We start from the raw sequence: 16,316 nt of genomic DNA on the forward strand, positions 1-16,316 counted from the left end.
TACACAGAGTGTGTTGCGAGGTACTTGTAACCGCACCAGAAGTCCACTCGAGGGATCCATCCTCGTCGCCCCTTCCCTCGAAGCGGGTCTGTACGACGCGATCGTGGCGGCGCGTGCGATCGTCTGCGGTTCGGGTGGGCTGACCGGCCACATGCAGTCCATCTGCCGCGGCCGGGGAATACCCGTGCTCCGCGTCGACCAGGCGGACCTCGCCGACCTGGTCGGCGAGGTGACGCTGCACCTGGAGAGCCAGTCGGTCGTCATCGGGTCCGACGCGGGTGTCGGGGCCCCGGGCCCGGGGGCCGGGAGTCCGTCGGTGGACCATCTCGGCTCCGCGTGCGCGGTCATCGCGGACCTGCAGGACATCCGCACGATCAACTCGTGCGGGCCGAACGCGAAGCGGGTCGACTCCTTCTTCATCCGGGAGGAGTTCCTCTGCCTGGCGGCGGGCCTGCGTCCGCTCGACGCCCTGGACGGCGGCCCCGCCGACATCGCGGTCTACGGGCAGGCCGTCGCGGACCGGCTGTGCACCTTCGTCGAGGCGCTCCTGCCCGGCCAGCGGCTGGTCCTGAGGCTTCTCGACCTCCGCTCCGACCACGCCGCCGGCGTCACCGAGCTGGCCCCGGTCGCGGTCGAGCCGAACCCCGAGCTGGGCCTGCACGGCGCGCGCTGGCTGCTGGGTTCGACCGCCTACCGGGACGCGCTGCACACCGTGCTCGCGTCCCTGCGCAAGCGGCTCGGCGACGACGCGGACCGCGTGCACCTCTCGGTTCCGTTCCTCAATGACGCGGAGGAGTTCGCCCAGCTCAGGACGCACCTCGAACTGCCGGCCGACGTGCCCGTGTCCGCGTTCATCGAGACGCCCGCGGCGGTGCACGCCACCACGGAGATCTGCGCCGCGGGCGCCAGCGAGCTGTTCGTCGGCACCAAGGACCTGGTGCAGTTCTACCTGGCCGCGGACCGGACCAACCACCTGGTGGCCGAGTCCTACCAGACCCGGCACCCGGCCGTCCTGGACGGGGTGCGCAGGGTGGTGGAGTCCGCGCGCGCCGCGGGTACCCCGGTGAGGGTGTTCTCGCTGGGCGCGGACCTCACCCACTACCTGGAGCGCCTGCCGACCCCGGACGGTTACATGATGTGCACCGCCGAACTCCGGCAGGTGGTCCTTCAGCCGCAGCCCTGACGCCGCCACCGCGCGGAGCACGAAGCCCGGCCGCCGCCGGGGTGACCGGGGCGACCGGGCTTCGTCGGGCTCACGGGCGGCGACCGTCCGCCGATCAGGCCTCCTTGACCACCACGGTCTTGGCCGCCTTGTCGTGGAAGCACTGCTGCAGCGGCTTGTCCCAGAGCAGCGACAGCACGTTCACCAGGGAGAACAACGAGCCGATGCAGTAGACCGCCTGGGGCAGGCCGTAGACCGCGCTGCGGGTCCAGAGCTCGTTGTCGGAGGGACGGCCGCCGTGCGCCGCCGAGACCACCCGCAGCTTCATCACCTTCTTGCCGACGGACTGCTGGAGCTGGGTGAGCATCATCACCGCCTCGTAGCCGAAGACGACCACGGCGCCGATGACGCCGGCCAGGATCGAGCCGGCCGCGGACGCGACGGTGAGCTGGATCACGAGCAACGGGATCAGCAGCACGAGGCAGTCGATCAGGCGGGCCAGGAAGCGGTCACCGGGGCCGGCCAGGGTGCGGCCCGGGCCCAGCCACGGCGGGATCTGGCCGCCGCCCTGCGGGTAACCGGGCGGGGGCGGGTAGCCGGAGCCGGGCGGCGGGTAGCCGGGACCGGGCGGCGGGGGCGGGTAGCCGGGGCCGGACTGCGGGTCGTACGGGCCCTGCGGGGCACCGTGGCCCGGCTGCGCCGGAGGCTGCTTGCCGTAGGGGTTCTGCTCTGACGGGTAGCCGTAGCCGGGAGGTGGGTTCGTCATCGTCCTGCTCGTCTCGTGGTGGTGTCCCCTAGGGTCTAGCGGCTGGGTGATCCTTTAGGAAGACCGCGGGGTCAACCGTTACGTGAACACCACGGATTCGCGATCTCGTCACGGCCGCTCCAGGCCCCGGCGTCGAGGCCGCCATCACGGTAGGCGTTCTGGTGAAAGGTCACGTGTGATCTTGTCTCTCTGTGCGGTGATGAATTTCCTCGAACACGGCGCTGCTGCGCGCTGTGGCACACGGGAGACTTGACCTTCCGCGCCGGCTCGACCTGGCCAGCCTCCGTCAAGGGTGGCGTAGATGGCGGTTGAGCAGGCAGGATCGACGCATGAGGCTTCTGGTGATGGGTGGCACTTGGTTTCTCGGCAGAGCGGTGGTGGACGGCGCGCTGGCGCGTGGGTGGTCAGTGACGACGTTCAGCCGCGGCCGGTCCGGTTCACCGGCGCCCGGGGCTGATCACGTACTGGGAGACAGGACGGTGGAGGAAGATCTGCGCCGTCTTGCCGGTCATGGTCCGTGGGACGCGGTGATCGACACGTCCTCGACCGAGTTGGCCCCGAGGGGCGTACTCCTGGGTGCCTCGGTGTTGCGTTCCCAGGTTCGCCATTGGGTGCATGTCTCGACGGTCTCTGTGTATCGGGGGTGGCCCCACGCGGTACTGACCGAACAGGACGCCATGCTTGACTGCCCGCCTGACGCCGACGAGACCTTCGGATACACGGGTGTGGACGGGTCCCCGACTGTCTACGGGTTCCAGAAGGCCGGCGGTGAACGGGCGGTCACCACCATGTTCGGGAACGACGTGACATTCCTACGCCCGGGGGTAATCCTCGGCCCTAAAGAGTATGTCGGGAGGCTTCCGTGGTGGCTCGGCCGGGCAGCTCGTGGCGGCAGCATTCTCGCGCCCGCACCGGCCGATCGACTCATCCAGCCAGTTGACGTCAGAGACGTTGCCGGTTTCGCGCTGGACCGGGCGGCCGTAGCCGAGGGCGCCATTTTCAACGTCACACACCCGATCGGAATTACCTTCGGTGACTTTGTTGAGGCCTGCTTGCGCGTCACGGGCGGGGTCGGCCGACCTGTGTGGGCCCAGAGCGACGCGCTGGCCAGGCATGGTGTGACGGAGTGGACCGAACTGCCGCTGTGGCGGACGCACCAGGGTGTCTGGAGCGTCTGCTCTCAGAAGGCAGTGTCCGCCGGGGCACGGTTCCGGCCGATCGAGCAGACGATCAACGAAACGTGGGCGTGGCTCCAAGAGGGTGGCGAACTAATTGACCACCCGAGGCGCCACGCCCACGGCATCAGCGAGGACAAGGAAGCCCTCGTGCTGGCCAGCGTCCGCTGACTGACGGATCAGCCTATGGCCAGCGTGCCGCCGAGTTGGGAGTGCGCGCCGACGGCCACATACTCCTCGATCCGCTCAGCGAGTTCCACCCGTACAGGACCCGGTCCGCTGATCTCCGGAGACGCGAGAGCGCGCCGAAGACCCCCAGCACGGGATGTGATGCCGGCTACCCGCCACTCCTTGGGGATCTCGAAAACGGGCGCTACCGCCTCCACGGCTCCATCGAATTCGCCGGCCAGTAGCCTGGCGTGGCTCAGGTCGATGGCTGCCTGCGCCAGATCCGTTGCTTCCTGAGGGGTCGACAGGCCAGAATCGTGGACCTTCCGCATCAGGGCGATCGATTCCATTGCCGACTGCTCGGCGGCCGGACCGTCCTTGACGAGAAGGAACGTCGTGGCGTTGCTCATGAGCGCGCGGCGGCGCGAGAAGCTGAACTCACCGCCGACGTCATCGTGCAGGCCGTCTCGCTTCCCATCGCCGGGTTCCAGAGCGGCAGTCGCGGCCAGGCGAGCGGAGTTGGCATCACCAAGGTGGCCATAGGCCCTCGCTTCGATCACCGCCAGGCGCTGGCGGGCCGTGTCGCCGAGTCCAGGGAAACTCTGCGCCTTCTCTACCTGTCGGATGGCCTCTGCGGGCCGCTGATCCCAGTAGGCCAGAATCCCAAGAGTTCCGTGAGCGAAAGCCCTGAGAGGGCCATGGTCGACGACCTCCCCGTACATGGCGGCTGTCCGTGCGAAGCTCGTAGCAGCAGTGATCGACCCCAGGTCGAACACCGCAGTCGCCAAGACTGCCGAAGCCTGGCCGGCCGCGAGGTAGAGACGTTCCCGCTGCCTGACGATCTGGGTGCGGTCAAGCATCGCCGTGACCGTGGCGAGCAACTCGTTTCCCATCCCGTACACGGCGAACGGCGGATGGGTGTGATAGGCCCGAGCCAGCGCGAGGGCATCGTCCTCAACCTGGTCGATCGTCATGTCCGGCAGGTTGCTGGCCGCGGCATCGCTCGCGTGCTCGGCGGCTCGTCGTGCATTCATTACAAGATCGCTTTCATCGATCACGGACCCGACGGCTGGCGGCATTGAGCTGCCGCCCGCCGGGGCGAACAGGTCCTTGGCGGTGAGCCTGGGGAACATCCGCTCCAGAACCGCCGGTGCAGGAAAGCGGGGCAACCCCTTCACACCGCCGTTCCTCCAGCGGGAGACGGTCATGACTGACAGGTCCAGCGTCTGAAAGTCCCGGTTGTTGGTCTCCTTGAACAGGGCCTTGCCGGTTGCTTTGTAGCGTTCGATGAAGCTTTCGGTGGTCTCGCCGGAGCTGAAGAGGAGTTCTCCTAAGCGCGTCTGCAAGGTCGGCCCCTTCCTGAGGCTGGCGCCAAGGTGTCCCTTTCCGGCGCCTACCACCAGTCTCGCCGCCGGCTGGCTCCTGCGCGACAAGTGTTAACGAGTGGTAAGCGAGTGTTGCTACCGCTCACTGATGACGTATCAAGTGTTGTGCCCAGTGTTCTGGTTCTGCGCGGCTTTCGCCGACATTGTTGGTGGCCGCAGCGGATCAGGCTGGGGCGGACCACGGACGCTTCTGAACGGCCAGGAGCGAGACGTGATCGCCAGGTGGGCGACCGGACTTCACCCTCTGCTGCCCCACACGCACGGCCCGGAGGCTGTCATGCAATGCGCAATGAAATTCGCAACACCCACAAGGACGAAAGCTGTTGGCGACATTCGCAACAGACTGCTCCATGGAATCACCGTCTTGGCGGGCATCGTGTTGGGCGACGGGCTCCTTCTGGTTCGTTCCTACGCCGAGAGCTTCGGGTGGACCGACAGGACGAACGGGAATGGGGAGGTGGCAGGCCGGGACGTGTGGTTCGAAGTCGCAGTCGCCTCGCTCTCCCCGGCGTTCTCCGGCCATGCCACCGCCGGGGCGGAAATGCAACCGGCGGGCCTGACCGAACGGGACCGCCAGATGTCCCTCTCCGGGCCTCTCGCCGCTATACAGGCTGTCTCCCGTATACGGCTGGTTCGCCCCGTTGTTGCAGGCGACATCATCAGGTTCCGCGACCGGCCGGGCGCCGTGACCGCCCGGGCCGCGTGAACCGGTCCTCCTCGGCCGCAGCTTCCCGGCTGCCACCGCAGCCTCACTGAACCTCCGGCCGGCCGCCGCTGTCCTCCTCGTGCTCCGCCCCAGCGTCTTCGGCGTCATCCGGAGGCCATTCATGGTCATGTAGCCCAGAGACCGACCCGCCGCGGTGCGTTCACCGCGGCACCTACGAAGAGGAGTTGCCATGTCCACCTTGCCGAAGACCGCTGAGACCGACGAGCAGTTGCGCTCGGCCATGGTCGACGCCCTGCGTGCCGACGGAACGATCCGCACGGACCGCGTGGCCGATGCCCTTCTGGTTGTACCCCGGCACGTCTTCGCGCCCGAGGTGTCGCCGACCGAGGCGTACGAGCCGGTGCGCGCGCTGGTGACGAAGCGCGACGGGCACGGTCTCGCGGTGAGTTCGGTCTCGGCCGCGCAGATTCAGGCCCTGATGCTGGAACAGGCCGACGTACAGCCGGGGATGCGGGTGGAGGAGATCGGATCCGGCGGGTACAACGCGGCGCTGCTCGCCGAACTCGTCGGTCCGGAGGGTGAGGTGACGACGGTCGACATCGACCCGTTCGTCACGGACCGCGCGGCCAGGTTCCTCGATGAGGCCGGCTACAGCCGGGTGAAGGTGGTGCTCGCCGACGGCTCCGAGCCGGTGGACGGAGGGCCGTTCGACCGGGTCGTCGTCACGGTCGGCGCGTGGGACCTGCCTCCCGCCTGGACCGACGGCCTCGCCGAGGGCGGGACCATCACCGTGCCGCTGCGGATGCGCGGCCTGACCCGCTCGATCAGCTTCCGCCGCGACGGCGACCGTCTGGTCAGCGTCAGCGCGGAGGTGTGCGGCTTCGTCAGGATGCAGGGCACCGGCGCACACGACGAGCACCTGGTGCTGCCGCGCGGCACCAAGGAGGTCGGGCTGCGCTTCGACGAGCTCGACCGGCCCGACACCAGCCGTCTCGCGGGCGTACTGGAGACGCCCCGGGCAGAGCGTTGGACGCAGGTGACGGTCGGCAACCAGGAGCCCTTCGACTCGCTGTACCTGTGGCTGGCCTGCTCCCTGCCCGGCTTCGGCCTGATCTCCGTCGACCCCGAGTCGGACACCAGGACAGTCGCCCCGGCGAACAGGATGGCCTGCCCGCTTGTGGTGGACGGTGACAGCCTCGCCTACCTGGCGCTCCGCAAGATCAGCAACGGCCCGGCGACGTTCGAGTTCGGTGCACATGGCTTCGGCCCCGACAGGGGTCGCCTGGCGGATCTCATCGCCGAGCAGGTCGGGGTCTGGACCCGCGAGCACCGCACCGGCTCCGGACCGACCTTCACCGCTCACCCGGCCGGCACCCCCGACGACCAGCTCCCGGACGGGCCGGTCATCGACAAGCGACACGTTCGGCTCACGATCTCCTGGCCGTGACCTGCGGCCGGGCAACCAAGCACCACCGACGAAACAGGAGGATCCACCATGACCCGCACCCTTGAGAACGCGCCCACGCTGGACGGCGACTTCGACCTGGACCTGCGCATCGTGGAGGGAGCCGACCCGGTCGCCGCCCTGCTGCGCTCCACCGACGACAACTGCGGCAGTACCTGCTCGGGCTCGGCCTGCGCCAGTGGCGGCGGCAACGTCTGACCCTTCCCCTCCCGTGTGGCCAGAGGCCCGGCGTGCGGCCGCCGTGAGAGCCGCCGCACCCGGGCCTCGCCCTTCCCGGATTCCGGAGGTGAACCACCTTGTACCGCGTTGTGGGACCGGCCCTGATTCGCGCTTCGGCATGCCCCGCCGACTCCGCGCCGCGATGGCCCGATCTCGCCGACAGCACCCCTGTCGGCACAGCGGCCTGGCGATCCTGGCTGCGTACCGCCTGGTCCGACCAGCAGTTGGCGTCCGCGATCGAGGTGGCGGCAGGAGCGCAGCTGACCGGCCGGGTGCGCGCGGCGATCGCGGGTGGCCCGATCGGCACCGCGCGGCTGCGCCGGTTGACGGCCACGGTGATGCACTACGCGCTCCGGAGTGAGGGCAGAGCGACACCGTTCGGCCTGTTCGCCGGGGTGGCGGCCTGCCCGATCGGGAGTCGGACGGTGGCCCCGCTGTGGGATGCGGGCCGTGCGGTGGCCCGGGTCGACGCGCGGTGGCTGGCCCGTATCACTGGTCGGCTGGAAACGCTGGTGGCCGACCGGCTGTCGGTGGTGGCCAACGACCTGCGCGTGCTGCGCGGAGAGCGGATCGTGCTGCCGGTTCAGCAAAACCCGACGGGCCAAGCGCCGGTCGAGGTGTCGGTGCGCGCCACCCGGGCTGTTCTGGCGGCCCTGGAAGGCGCCACCGGACCTGTATCCCTTGGTGTGCTCGCCGGCCGCCTCGCGGAGCAGTTCCCCAACGCGCACCCTGGGCAGGTTCGGCTGATACTGGGTGAACTGGTCCGGCAGCAGCTGCTGCTGAGCGGCTTACGGCCACCGATGACCACCACCGACCCGCTCGGGCACCTGCTCACAACCCTGGAGCAGGCAGGAGCGGACGACGTCCCCGAGGCCGCCCGGATCACCGCCGAACTCCGACGGCTTCACACCGGGCTGGAGCGGCACAACCTGCTCGACAGCCCCGAGGAGCAGCGGACGGCACGGGCGGCGATCACGGCCGCGATGGAAGGCGGTGCCGAGGGCGGCCAGCCGCTGATGGTCGACCTGCGGCTGGCCGCAGGGCCGGCGGTGCTGCCCGAGCGGGTGGCCCGGGAGGCCGAGCGCGCCGCCGAGCTGCTGACCCGGCTCAGCCCCCATCCCGACGGCCATCCCGTCTGGCTGGACTACCATGCCCGCTTCATCGAGCGGTACGGACCCGGAGCGGTAGTGCCAGTGGCCGATCTGGTGAATCCCGACACCGGACTCGGCTTTCCGGCCCGCTACCGAGACTCAGTGCTGCCCGAGGCAGCGGCCAGGCTCGGGCGCCGCGATGCCCGGCTGCTCGCGCTCGCACAGAAAGCCGCCGTCGAAGGCGGCAACGAACTCGCCCTGGATGACAGCTTGGTGGAGCACTTGGCCTCCGCGTCGGGTCCGGCCGCGGTGCAGCCGCACGCGGAGCTCACCGTTCACCTTGCCGCCGGCGACGCCGAGTCGCTGGACGCAGGCGCGTTCACCGTGACGGTGGTGGCCGCGCCGCGCGCCGCCGGGACCACCACAGGCCGCTTCCTGCATCTGCTGGATGACACCGACCGGGGCGCCTTCGAGAAGGCGATCTGCGGAGCGCCGACGCTCCGCACGGACGCGGAGCCGGTACAGGTGTCCGTGCCGCCGCTGTTCGCCCGCGTCGAGAACGTCGCCCGGACGCCGGCGCTGCTGCCGGTGCTGCCGCTCGGCGAGCACCCCGGCCCCGGCCCCGGCGCCGGGCGGCTGCGGCTGGATGCGCTGGGGGTGTGCGCGGACGAGCAGCGGATGTGGCTGGTCTCTCTCACCGACCGCCGTCCGATCGAGCCGCGCGTGCTGAACGCGATCGAGTTCCGTGCGCACACCCAGCCCCTCGCCCGGTTCCTGTGCGAGATCACCAACGCCTTCACCCCCGTGTTCACCGGCTTCGACTGGGGAGCCGCCGGGAAGCTGCCGTTCCTGCCCCGGCTGCGTCACGGCCGTGTCGTGCTGTCCCCGGCGCGCTGGAACCTTCCCGCTGCTGACCTGCCACCCGAAGGTGTGCCGTGGGCCGACTGGGAGAGAGCCGCCCGCGCCTGGCTGGCGCTCTACCGGGCGCCGGCCAGGGTGCAGTTGACCCAGCAGGACCTGAAGCTGCCGCTCGACCTGGGCCTGGCCGAGCACCTGGTCCTGCTGCGCGACCACCTCAACAAGCAGACCTCGGCCACCCTCATCGAGGCTCCGGCCCCCGGGATGAACGACTGGTGCGGGGGCCGGGCGCACGAGATCACCGTCCAGCTCCACTCCACCCGGGCACCCCTGCCGCTCACCCGGCGGCGGGCCGTGCACGTCACCGGACATGAGGACGGGCACCTGCCCGGGGCGTCCCGGTGGCTGTACGCCCGTCTGTACGGCAATCCCCGCAGGGCCGATGAGATCCTGGCCCGGGTGCCCGCCCTGCTGGACCGCTGGGTGAACGATCCCGCGTGGTGGTTCCTGCGCCACACCGACCCTGAACCGCACCTGCGGCTGCGCATCGGGCTGCCGGAGGCGGCGGCGTTCACCCTGGCCGGGGAGCGGATCGGAGTGTGGGCGGCCGAACTTCGCGCGGCCGGACTGCTGACCCGGCTCCAGCTGGACACCTACCAGCCGGAGACCGGTCGCTACGGCCGGGGCGCGGCGATGCGCCAGGCGGAGGAGGTGTTCGCCGCCGACTCCCGGGCCGTTCTTGCCCAACTCGCTTACCTCGAACAGGTGAAGGCCGACCGGATGGCGGTGACGGCGGCGAGCATGGCCGCCATCGCCACCGGGTTGCTCGGGACCGACACCGGACTGCGGTGGCTGCTGGAGCACGTACCCCGCCACACCGGTCAGGCCCTGCCCCGCGCCGTGTGCCGCCAGACGCTGGCCCTTGCCGAGCACCCGGGCAGTTGGCCCGCGCCGGAGAGTACCGCCCGGGGCCGGGCGTTGACCCGGGCCTGGCGGGCACGCGCCGAAGCCCTCGCCGAGTACCGCCACCTTCTCGACCAGCAGCTGGAGTTGGAGCCGAGCGAGGTAGTCGGGGCGCTGCTGCACCTGCACCATGCGAGATCGATCGGCATCGACCCCGACCACGAGCGCACCTGCCACCGGCTTGCCCGCGCCGCAGCCCTGACCCACACCGCCCGCACTCCGAAGAGGGCCCGATGATCACCATTACCGGCCGCGGCGCACTCGCGGCGCTCACCGAACCGCTCATCGCCCCGCCCGACAGTGCCTCCGCGAAATGGGGGCAGTCCCTGGCCAAGGGCGCCCCGGGCATCACGCTGTTGCACATCACCCGCGCCACCACCGGCGCCGGCGACTGGGAGACGGTGCACGCCTGGATCGCGGCATGCCTGCGTCAACCGGTGCTCTCCACCCCCGGGACCGGCCTGTTCTTCGGTGCCCCGGCACTCGCCCACGTCCTGCGCGCAGCCGCCGGCGGCGGTCCCCGCAGCTACGAGCGGCAGATCACCGCGCTGGAGGCCACCGTCGACCGGATGACCGAACAGCGGCTGGCCGCCGCCCACCAGCGCATCACCCGGCGGGACCGGCCGATCTTCGCCGAGTACGACCTCGTCTACGGAATGACCGGCCTCGGTGTGAACCTGCGCTCCCGCGGAGACAGCCACCTGCTGCGAGACGTGCTGACCTATCTGGTCCGCCTCGCCGAACCCCTGCGCGACCTGCCGGGCTGGTGGACCGACATCGCGCCCTCCGGCGATCCCTCACCGCACTATCCCGGCGGCCACGGCAACCTCGGCCTTGCCCACGGCATCACCGGCCCGCTCGCCCTGCTCGCCCTGACCTGGGCCGACGGCATCCGGGTACCCGGCCACCGGGAGGCGATCGACCGGATCACCCACTGGCTGGACACCTGGCGGCAGGACACCGGCACCGGACCGTGGTGGCCCGAGGCCGTCACGCCCGACGAGGACCGGACCGGCCGAACCCGCCAGAAGGGCCCGCTCCGCCCGTCCTGGTGCTACGGCACCCCCGGTATCGCCCACGCCCAGCACCTGGCCGCACTCGCCACCGGAGACCAGCACCGTCAAGAGCTCGCCGAGCACGCCCTGCTGGCCTGCCTGACCGATCCGCAGCAGCTGGCCCGGCTCACCGACAACACGTTGTGCCACGGCACCGCCGGGACGCGGCTCCTGGCCCGCCGCCTGGCCGCCCGCACTGCCGACGTCACCACCGCTGCCAGGCTTCGCACGGCCACCGACGCGATGACCACGTTCGCCGCCTCCCCGACCGAGGCGGGCCTGCTCGAAGGAGCGGCCGGTACCGCACTCGCTCTCCACACCCTCACCCTCGACCAGCCTGCCACCACGGGGTGGGACAGCTGCCTGCTGCTCACCTGACCCGGACGGAGTCCGCCGTGACCGACACCGCCAAGCCCCCGTGGCTCCACTACCACCTGCACCTGACCGACATCGGTGCTGCCGAAAAGTCCGCCGCACAGTACCTCGGGCCCGCCCTGACAGCATTGGAGAACGAGGGCGTCGTCACGTCCTGGCACTTCCTGCGCAAAGGCGACCGATGGCGGCTGCGCTACCAGCCGCCCACCCCTGAGCGAGCCGACGCCGCCACTGCTGCCGTGGACGCGGTACTGGAGAACTGCCGCACCAGCAACGTGATCACCGGCTGGACCTCGGTGATCTACGAGCCCGAGACGCTTGCCTTCGGCGGGGAGGAAGCGATGGAGGTCACGCACCGGCTGTTCCACCTCGACAGTCACCGCACCCTTTCCTATCTGCGGGCCGTTCACAGTGCCCAACAGGTGGACCATCGCCGCGAGTTGTCCGTGCTTCTCGGGATCGCGATGATGCGCGGCGCAGGCCTGGACTGGTACGAGATCGGCGACACGTGGGCCACGGTCGCGGAGAACCGCCCCTCCGCCCGGGGCGTCGACCCCGGGCGCCGACTCCGCAACAGCGTCGGCGCCCTGCTCCGGGCCGACACCGGTCCCACGTCCACGCTCCTCACGGTGGGACAGCTTTCCTTCGCCGCGCCGTGGTTCGCCGCCTTCACCGAATGCGGCCGGGAGCTGCGGGTGCTCGCCGACAACGGCCGGCTCCGGCGCGGGCTGCGGGCTGTCCTCGCCCGTCATCAGCTGTTCCACGCCAACCGGCTCGGCATCACCCACCAGCACCAGGCACTGCTGGCCACGGCCGCCGCTACCACCGTCCTCGGACTCACCCCAGAGGCCTCATGACAGCCGTTCCGCCGCCCGGCCCGCTCGCCGACGCGCTCCGCTACTTCCCCCTTGTCCCCCGCACTCGACTCCACCGAGCGGGTCATCCACGACCTTGCCGGCGCATAGCGACAGCGAGGCGTCGGGGAGCCTGATGCTCCCCGACGGCCCGGCGCCGACCCGGGGTACGGCCAACGCGACGCGATGTCCTGGACCACCGTGCTGCGCCTACCCGTGCGGGCCGGCCCCGGTCATCTGACTCGGCTGGCCCGGCAGGTGCGGGAGCAGAAGCTCGGGGCGTACCGGCAGCGTCCTGATCCGGACGCCGGTGGCGTGGTGGACGGCGTTCGCCACGGCGGCGGCGGTGCCGACGATGCCGATCTCGCCGATTCCCTTGGATCCCATGGGGTTCAGCCGGGTGTCCCGTTCCTCGACCCAGTACGCCTCGACCACGGGCACGTCGGCGTTGACGGCCACATGGTACGAGGCGAGGTCGCGTTCCGCGTGGTCGCCGAACTCCGGGTCCATGGTGCTGTGTTCGAGCAGGGCCATCGAGATCCCCATGATCATTCCGCCGGTGAGCTGCGAGCGGGCGGTGTGCTCGTTGAGGATCCGGCCGGCCGCGAACACCCCGAGCAGCCGGCGCACCCGCACCTCCCCGGTGTCCGCGTCCACCGCCACCTGTGCGAACTGCGCGCCGAACGCGTGCCGTGCGAACTCGCTGCCGGCCCGGACGGCTTCGGTGGTGTCCGCCCGGAACCGCACGCCCCCGGCGGGCAGCGGCCCCGGGCCCCGGGCGGCCAGCGCGCGGCGCAGTCCGGCGCACGCCTCGTGGACGGCCCATCCCCAGGAGGAGGTGCCCGAGGAGCCGCCCGCCACGGAGGCTCGCGGCAGGTCGCTGCGCCCGATGTCGACGGACACCCGTGCGACGGGGGCGTCGAGGGCCTCGGCGGCGATCTGGGCGAGGACGGTGCGGGCGCCGGTGCCGATGTCGGTGGCGTTGGTGCGCAGCAGGTAGCCGCCGTCGGGGAGGGCGACGGCCTCGGCGGTGGAGGGGAAGACCAGGACGGGGAAGGTCGAGGCGGCGACTCCGGTGCCGAGGAGCCATCGTCCGTCCTGGCGGGGGCCGTGGGCGCGCAGGCGCGGCCAGTCGAAGCGGCGGGCGCCTTCGCGCAGGCATTCGACCAGGTGGCGGCTGCTGAAGGGGCGGTCGCTGTCGGGTTCGAGGGCGGGTTCGTTGCGGATGCGCAGGTCGACCGGGTCCGTGCCGCAGGCCTCGGCGAGTTCGTCGATGGCGCTTTCCAGGGCGAACATGCCCGGTGCTTCGCCGGGTGCGCGCATCCAGGAGGGGGTCGGGACGTCCTGGCGTACGACCCGGTGGGTGGTGCGGCTGTGCGGGGAGGTGTACATGATGCGGGCGGGGACGGCGGCCTGTTCGACGAACTCCTGGACTGTGGAGGAGCGGGTGGTCACTTCGTGGGCGAGGGCGGTGAGTTCGCCGTGGTCGGTGGCGCCGAGGCGGATCCGGTGCAGGGTGGGTGCGCGGTGTCCGGTGAGGGCGGTGAGGTGGGCGCGGGGCAGTGCGAGGCGGACCGGCCGGCCGGTGTGGCGGGCGGCCATGGCGGCCAGGACCACGTGCGGGCGGGTGGTGCCTTTGCTGCCGAAGCCGCCGCCGACGTGTTCGCTGGTCACCAGGACGTCCGCGGGGGTGAGGCCGAAGAGTGCGGCGAGCGTCTCCTGGACGGTGGTGGTGCCCTGGCTGGAGTCGTGGACGGTCAGCCGTCCGTCCGTCCAGTGGGCGGTGGCGGTGTGCGGTTCCATCGGGTGGTTGTGCAGGGGGCCGACGCGGTAGGTGCGGTCGATCCGTACGGGTGCCTGCCGGTAGGCGGTGTCGAAGTCGCCGCGTTCGCGGACGGCGGGGTCGCCGCCGTTGGCGGTCTCGGGGGTGTAGAGGCCCGGGTGGTCCTCGGTCAGGACGACGTCGTGCGGTTCGGCGGTGTAGGTGATCTCGATGGCGGCGGCGCCGGCGCGGGCGTCCTGCGGGGTCTCGGCGACGACCAGGGCGGCGACCTGGCCGCGGTGCGCGATCCGCGGGGACTGGAGGACGAGCAGGGTGGGGTCGCCGTCTTCGGGGAGGGCGAGTGCGGGGGCGTTGCGGTGGGTGAGGACGGCGAGGACGCCGGGTGTCGCGAGCGCGGCCTCGGTGCGGAGGGCGGTGATGTCGCCGCGGGCGACGGTGGCCGGTACCGGCCAGGCGTGTGCCAGTGCCCGGGGGTGGTGGTCGCCGGCGTAGCGGGCGGTGCCGGTGACCTTCTCCCAGGCCTCCAGGCGGGTGGCGGCGGTGCTCATCGGTCCTCCTGTTCCCGGGCGAGGCGGGTCAGTTCGCGTACGGCGAGGCGCCGGGCCAGCGGTACTTTGAACGCGTTGTCGGGCAGCGGGCGGGCGGGGGCGAGTTCGGCGTCCACGGCCTGGGCGAACTCGGCGGCGGTGGCGGGCCGGCCGCGGAGCGCGGCCTCGGCGGTCAGGGCCCGCCACGGTTTGGGGGCCAGGCCGCCGAAGGCGAGCCGGACCGTTTCGACCCGTCCGTCGCGCAGTGCCAGCAGGACGGCGAGCGAGGTGGTCGCGAAGGCGAAGGAGGCGCGGTCGCGGACCTTGCGGTAGGCCGAGCGGGCGCCGGCGGGCGGTGGCGGCAGTTCGACGGCGGTGATCAGTTCGGCGGGTGCCAGTTCGGTGTCGCGTTCGGGGGTGTCGCCGGGCAGGCGGTGGAGGGCGGTGAGCGGCAGTGTGCGGTCGCCGTCCGGGCCGGTGAGGTGGACGACGGCGTCCAGCAGGGCGAGGGCCACCGCGAGGTCGGAGGGGTGGGTGGCCACGCAGTGCTCGGAGGTGCCCAGGACCGCGAGGTCCCGGTGGACGCCGGTGCGGGCGGGGCAGCCGGAGCCCGGCCGCCGTTTGTTGCAGGGTTTGGTGATGTCCTGGAAGTAGAGGCAGCGGGTGCGCTGGAGCAGGTTGCCTCCGGTGGTGGCCATGTTGCGCAGCTGGCCGCTGGCGCCGGCGAGCAGGGCCTGGGCGAGCGCCGGGTAGCGGTCGCGGACCAGGGGGTGGGCGGCGAGGTCGGTGTTGCGGACGGTCGCGCCGATCCGCAGGCCGCCCCGGGGTGTCTCCTCGGTCCGGTCGAGCGGGAGGCGGGCGATGTCCACCAGGCGGGCGGGCCGTTCGACGCCGAGTTTCATCAGGTCGACGAGGTTGGTGCCGCCGGCCAGGGCCCGGGCGCCCGGGTCGGCGGCCAGCAGCGCGACGGCGGAGGCCACGTCCGTCGCCCTGGTGTAGCCGAGGGGCCTCATGCGTGGGCCTGCGGGGCGGTCCGGGCGGCCAGTACGCGCTGTACGGCGCGGATGATTCCGGGGTAGGCGCCGCAGCGGCAGATGTTGCCGCTGAGCAGGTCGCGGATCGTCGCCTCGTCGGCCGGGTCGGCCCCGGCGGTGGTCTCCGCCGGCAGGCCGGCGGCCGAGCAGAGCTGGCCGGGGGTGCAGAAGCCGCACTGGAGGGCGTCCTCCTCGACGAACGCCCGTTGCAGGGGGTGTGGCCCGTCGGGGCCGGCCAGGCCTTCGACGGTGGTGACGGCGGCGCCGTCCTGTGCGACGGCCAGCAGCAGGCAGCTGTTGACCCGGCGTTCTTCGAGCAGCACGGTGCAGGCGCCGCACTGGCCGTGGTCGCAGCCCTTCTTGGCGCCGGTGAGGCCGAGTTGTTCACGCAGCACGTCCAGCAGGGTGGAGCGGTGGTCCACGGTCGGGGTGTGCGTGCGGCCGTTGACCGTCAGGGTGATGGCGCTGCTGGTCGGCGCGGTGTCGGTGGCGTTCATGCGCCCAGGCATTCCACCCGTGGGCGGGGCGGACGCCCGTGGGCCGGCAGGACCACCGGTTCGCCGCAGCCGCCCGGTTTGCCGGTTTCCCGGTCTTCGTGGGCGTGTGGTCCGGATCCCGTTAGGTAATGCGCGGCGTGTGCCGTACTGTCGTGGTTACCGACGCGGGGTGGAGCAGCTCGGTAGCTCGCTGGGCTCATAACCCAGAGGTCGCAGGTTCAAATCCTGTCCCCGCTACGAAACGACGGGCCCGGCGCACACAGTGTGCCGGG

13 protein-coding genes and 1 tRNA gene are annotated in these 16,316 nt (G+C 71.3%); 9 read left to right on the forward strand and 5 right to left on the reverse strand.

The genetic code is table 11. The features are described 5' to 3' along the window. Positions 1 to 10 precede the first annotated feature (10 nt). Positions 11 to 1,183: a putative PEP-binding protein gene (locus ACIP82_RS09645; RefSeq protein ID WP_400652743.1), complete on the forward strand. Its 1,173-nt coding sequence runs from the start codon at positions 11 to 13 to the stop codon at positions 1,181 to 1,183. 94 nt (positions 1,184 to 1,277) lie between these two features. On the opposite strand, the gene ACIP82_RS09650 is transcribed toward ACIP82_RS09645, so the two are convergent. Further along, positions 1,278 to 1,928 (reverse strand): RDD family protein, encoded by a 651-nt coding sequence (locus ACIP82_RS09650; protein WP_400652522.1) that lies wholly within the window; start codon positions 1,926 to 1,928, stop codon positions 1,278 to 1,280. Positions 1,929 to 2,257: 329 nt separating this feature from the next. Here ACIP82_RS09650 and ACIP82_RS09655 point away from each other — a divergent pair, with 329 nt between their 5' ends. Then, the gene (locus tag ACIP82_RS09655) at positions 2,258 to 3,274 is read left to right on the forward strand and encodes an NAD-dependent epimerase/dehydratase family protein (RefSeq protein WP_363609642.1); all 1,017 of its coding nucleotides are present in this window, start codon (positions 2,258 to 2,260) and stop codon (positions 3,272 to 3,274) included. A gap of 8 nt (positions 3,275 to 3,282) precedes the next feature. On the opposite strand, the gene ACIP82_RS09660 is transcribed toward ACIP82_RS09655, so the two are convergent. Next, positions 3,283 to 4,617 (reverse strand): hypothetical protein, encoded by a 1,335-nt coding sequence (locus ACIP82_RS09660; protein ID WP_400652525.1) that lies wholly within the window; start codon positions 4,615 to 4,617, stop codon positions 3,283 to 3,285. 328 nt (positions 4,618 to 4,945) lie between these two features. On the opposite strand from ACIP82_RS09660, the gene ACIP82_RS09665 reads away from it, so the two are divergent. From ACIP82_RS09665 to ACIP82_RS09690, 6 genes are all read left to right on the forward strand, one after another. Continuing rightward, positions 4,946 to 5,362 carry a hypothetical protein gene (locus tag ACIP82_RS09665; RefSeq protein WP_363606070.1) on the forward strand — a complete coding sequence of 139 codons (417 nt, stop codon included), beginning with the start codon at positions 4,946 to 4,948 and terminating at the stop codon, positions 5,360 to 5,362. Positions 5,363 to 5,552: 190 nt separating this feature from the next. Then, positions 5,553 to 6,770, forward strand: a complete 1,218-nt coding sequence (fxlM, locus tag ACIP82_RS09670) for a methyltransferase, FxLD system (protein ID WP_400652528.1) — start codon at positions 5,553 to 5,555, stop codon at positions 6,768 to 6,770. Positions 6,771 to 6,818: 48 nt separating this feature from the next. Further along, positions 6,819 to 6,986, forward strand: coding sequence for an FxLD family lanthipeptide (locus ACIP82_RS09675; protein ID WP_363606072.1), 168 nt, complete (start codon positions 6,819 to 6,821; stop codon positions 6,984 to 6,986). A gap of 245 nt (positions 6,987 to 7,231) precedes the next feature. After that, positions 7,232 to 10,156 (forward strand): lantibiotic dehydratase, encoded by a 2,925-nt coding sequence (locus tag ACIP82_RS09680; protein WP_400652530.1) that lies wholly within the window; start codon positions 7,232 to 7,234, stop codon positions 10,154 to 10,156. Beyond that, positions 10,153 to 11,352 carry a lanthionine synthetase C family protein gene (locus ACIP82_RS09685; protein ID WP_363606074.1) on the forward strand — a complete coding sequence of 400 codons (1,200 nt, stop codon included), beginning with the start codon at positions 10,153 to 10,155 and terminating at the stop codon, positions 11,350 to 11,352. The genes ACIP82_RS09680 and ACIP82_RS09685 overlap by 4 nt, the downstream gene beginning before the upstream one ends. Before the next feature lie 17 nt (positions 11,353 to 11,369). Then, a complete protein-coding gene (locus tag ACIP82_RS09690) occupies positions 11,370 to 12,206 on the forward strand; it encodes a thiopeptide-type bacteriocin biosynthesis protein (RefSeq protein ID WP_400652534.1) in 837 nt (278 codons plus the stop codon). Between the two features lie 207 nt (positions 12,207 to 12,413). Here the strand turns inward: ACIP82_RS09690 and ACIP82_RS09695 are convergent, their stop codons facing one another. The 3 genes from ACIP82_RS09695 to ACIP82_RS09705 are packed head-to-tail and all read right to left on the reverse strand — an operon-like array spanning position 12,414 to position 16,044. Continuing rightward, complete coding sequence (locus ACIP82_RS09695) at positions 12,414 to 14,534, reverse strand: xanthine dehydrogenase family protein molybdopterin-binding subunit (RefSeq protein WP_400652537.1); 2,121 nt, start codon at positions 14,532 to 14,534, stop codon at positions 12,414 to 12,416. Next, entirely contained in the window at positions 14,531 to 15,526 is a 996-nt protein-coding gene (locus ACIP82_RS09700) for an FAD binding domain-containing protein (protein ID WP_400652539.1), read from the reverse strand. The genes ACIP82_RS09695 and ACIP82_RS09700 overlap by 4 nt, the downstream gene beginning before the upstream one ends. Beyond that, positions 15,523 to 16,044, reverse strand: a complete 522-nt coding sequence (locus ACIP82_RS09705) for a (2Fe-2S)-binding protein (RefSeq protein ID WP_400652542.1) — start codon at positions 16,042 to 16,044, stop codon at positions 15,523 to 15,525. The genes ACIP82_RS09700 and ACIP82_RS09705 overlap by 4 nt, the downstream gene beginning before the upstream one ends. Before the next feature lie 163 nt (positions 16,045 to 16,207). Between ACIP82_RS09705 and ACIP82_RS09710 the strand changes: the two genes are divergently transcribed. Then, a tRNA-Met gene (locus ACIP82_RS09710) sits at positions 16,208 to 16,281 on the forward strand. Positions 16,282 to 16,316: the final 35 nt, after the last annotated feature.

The organism is Kitasatospora sp. NPDC088548 (genome assembly GCF_044753005.1).
Classification (GTDB): Bacteria; Actinomycetota; Actinomycetes; order Streptomycetales; family Streptomycetaceae; genus Kitasatospora.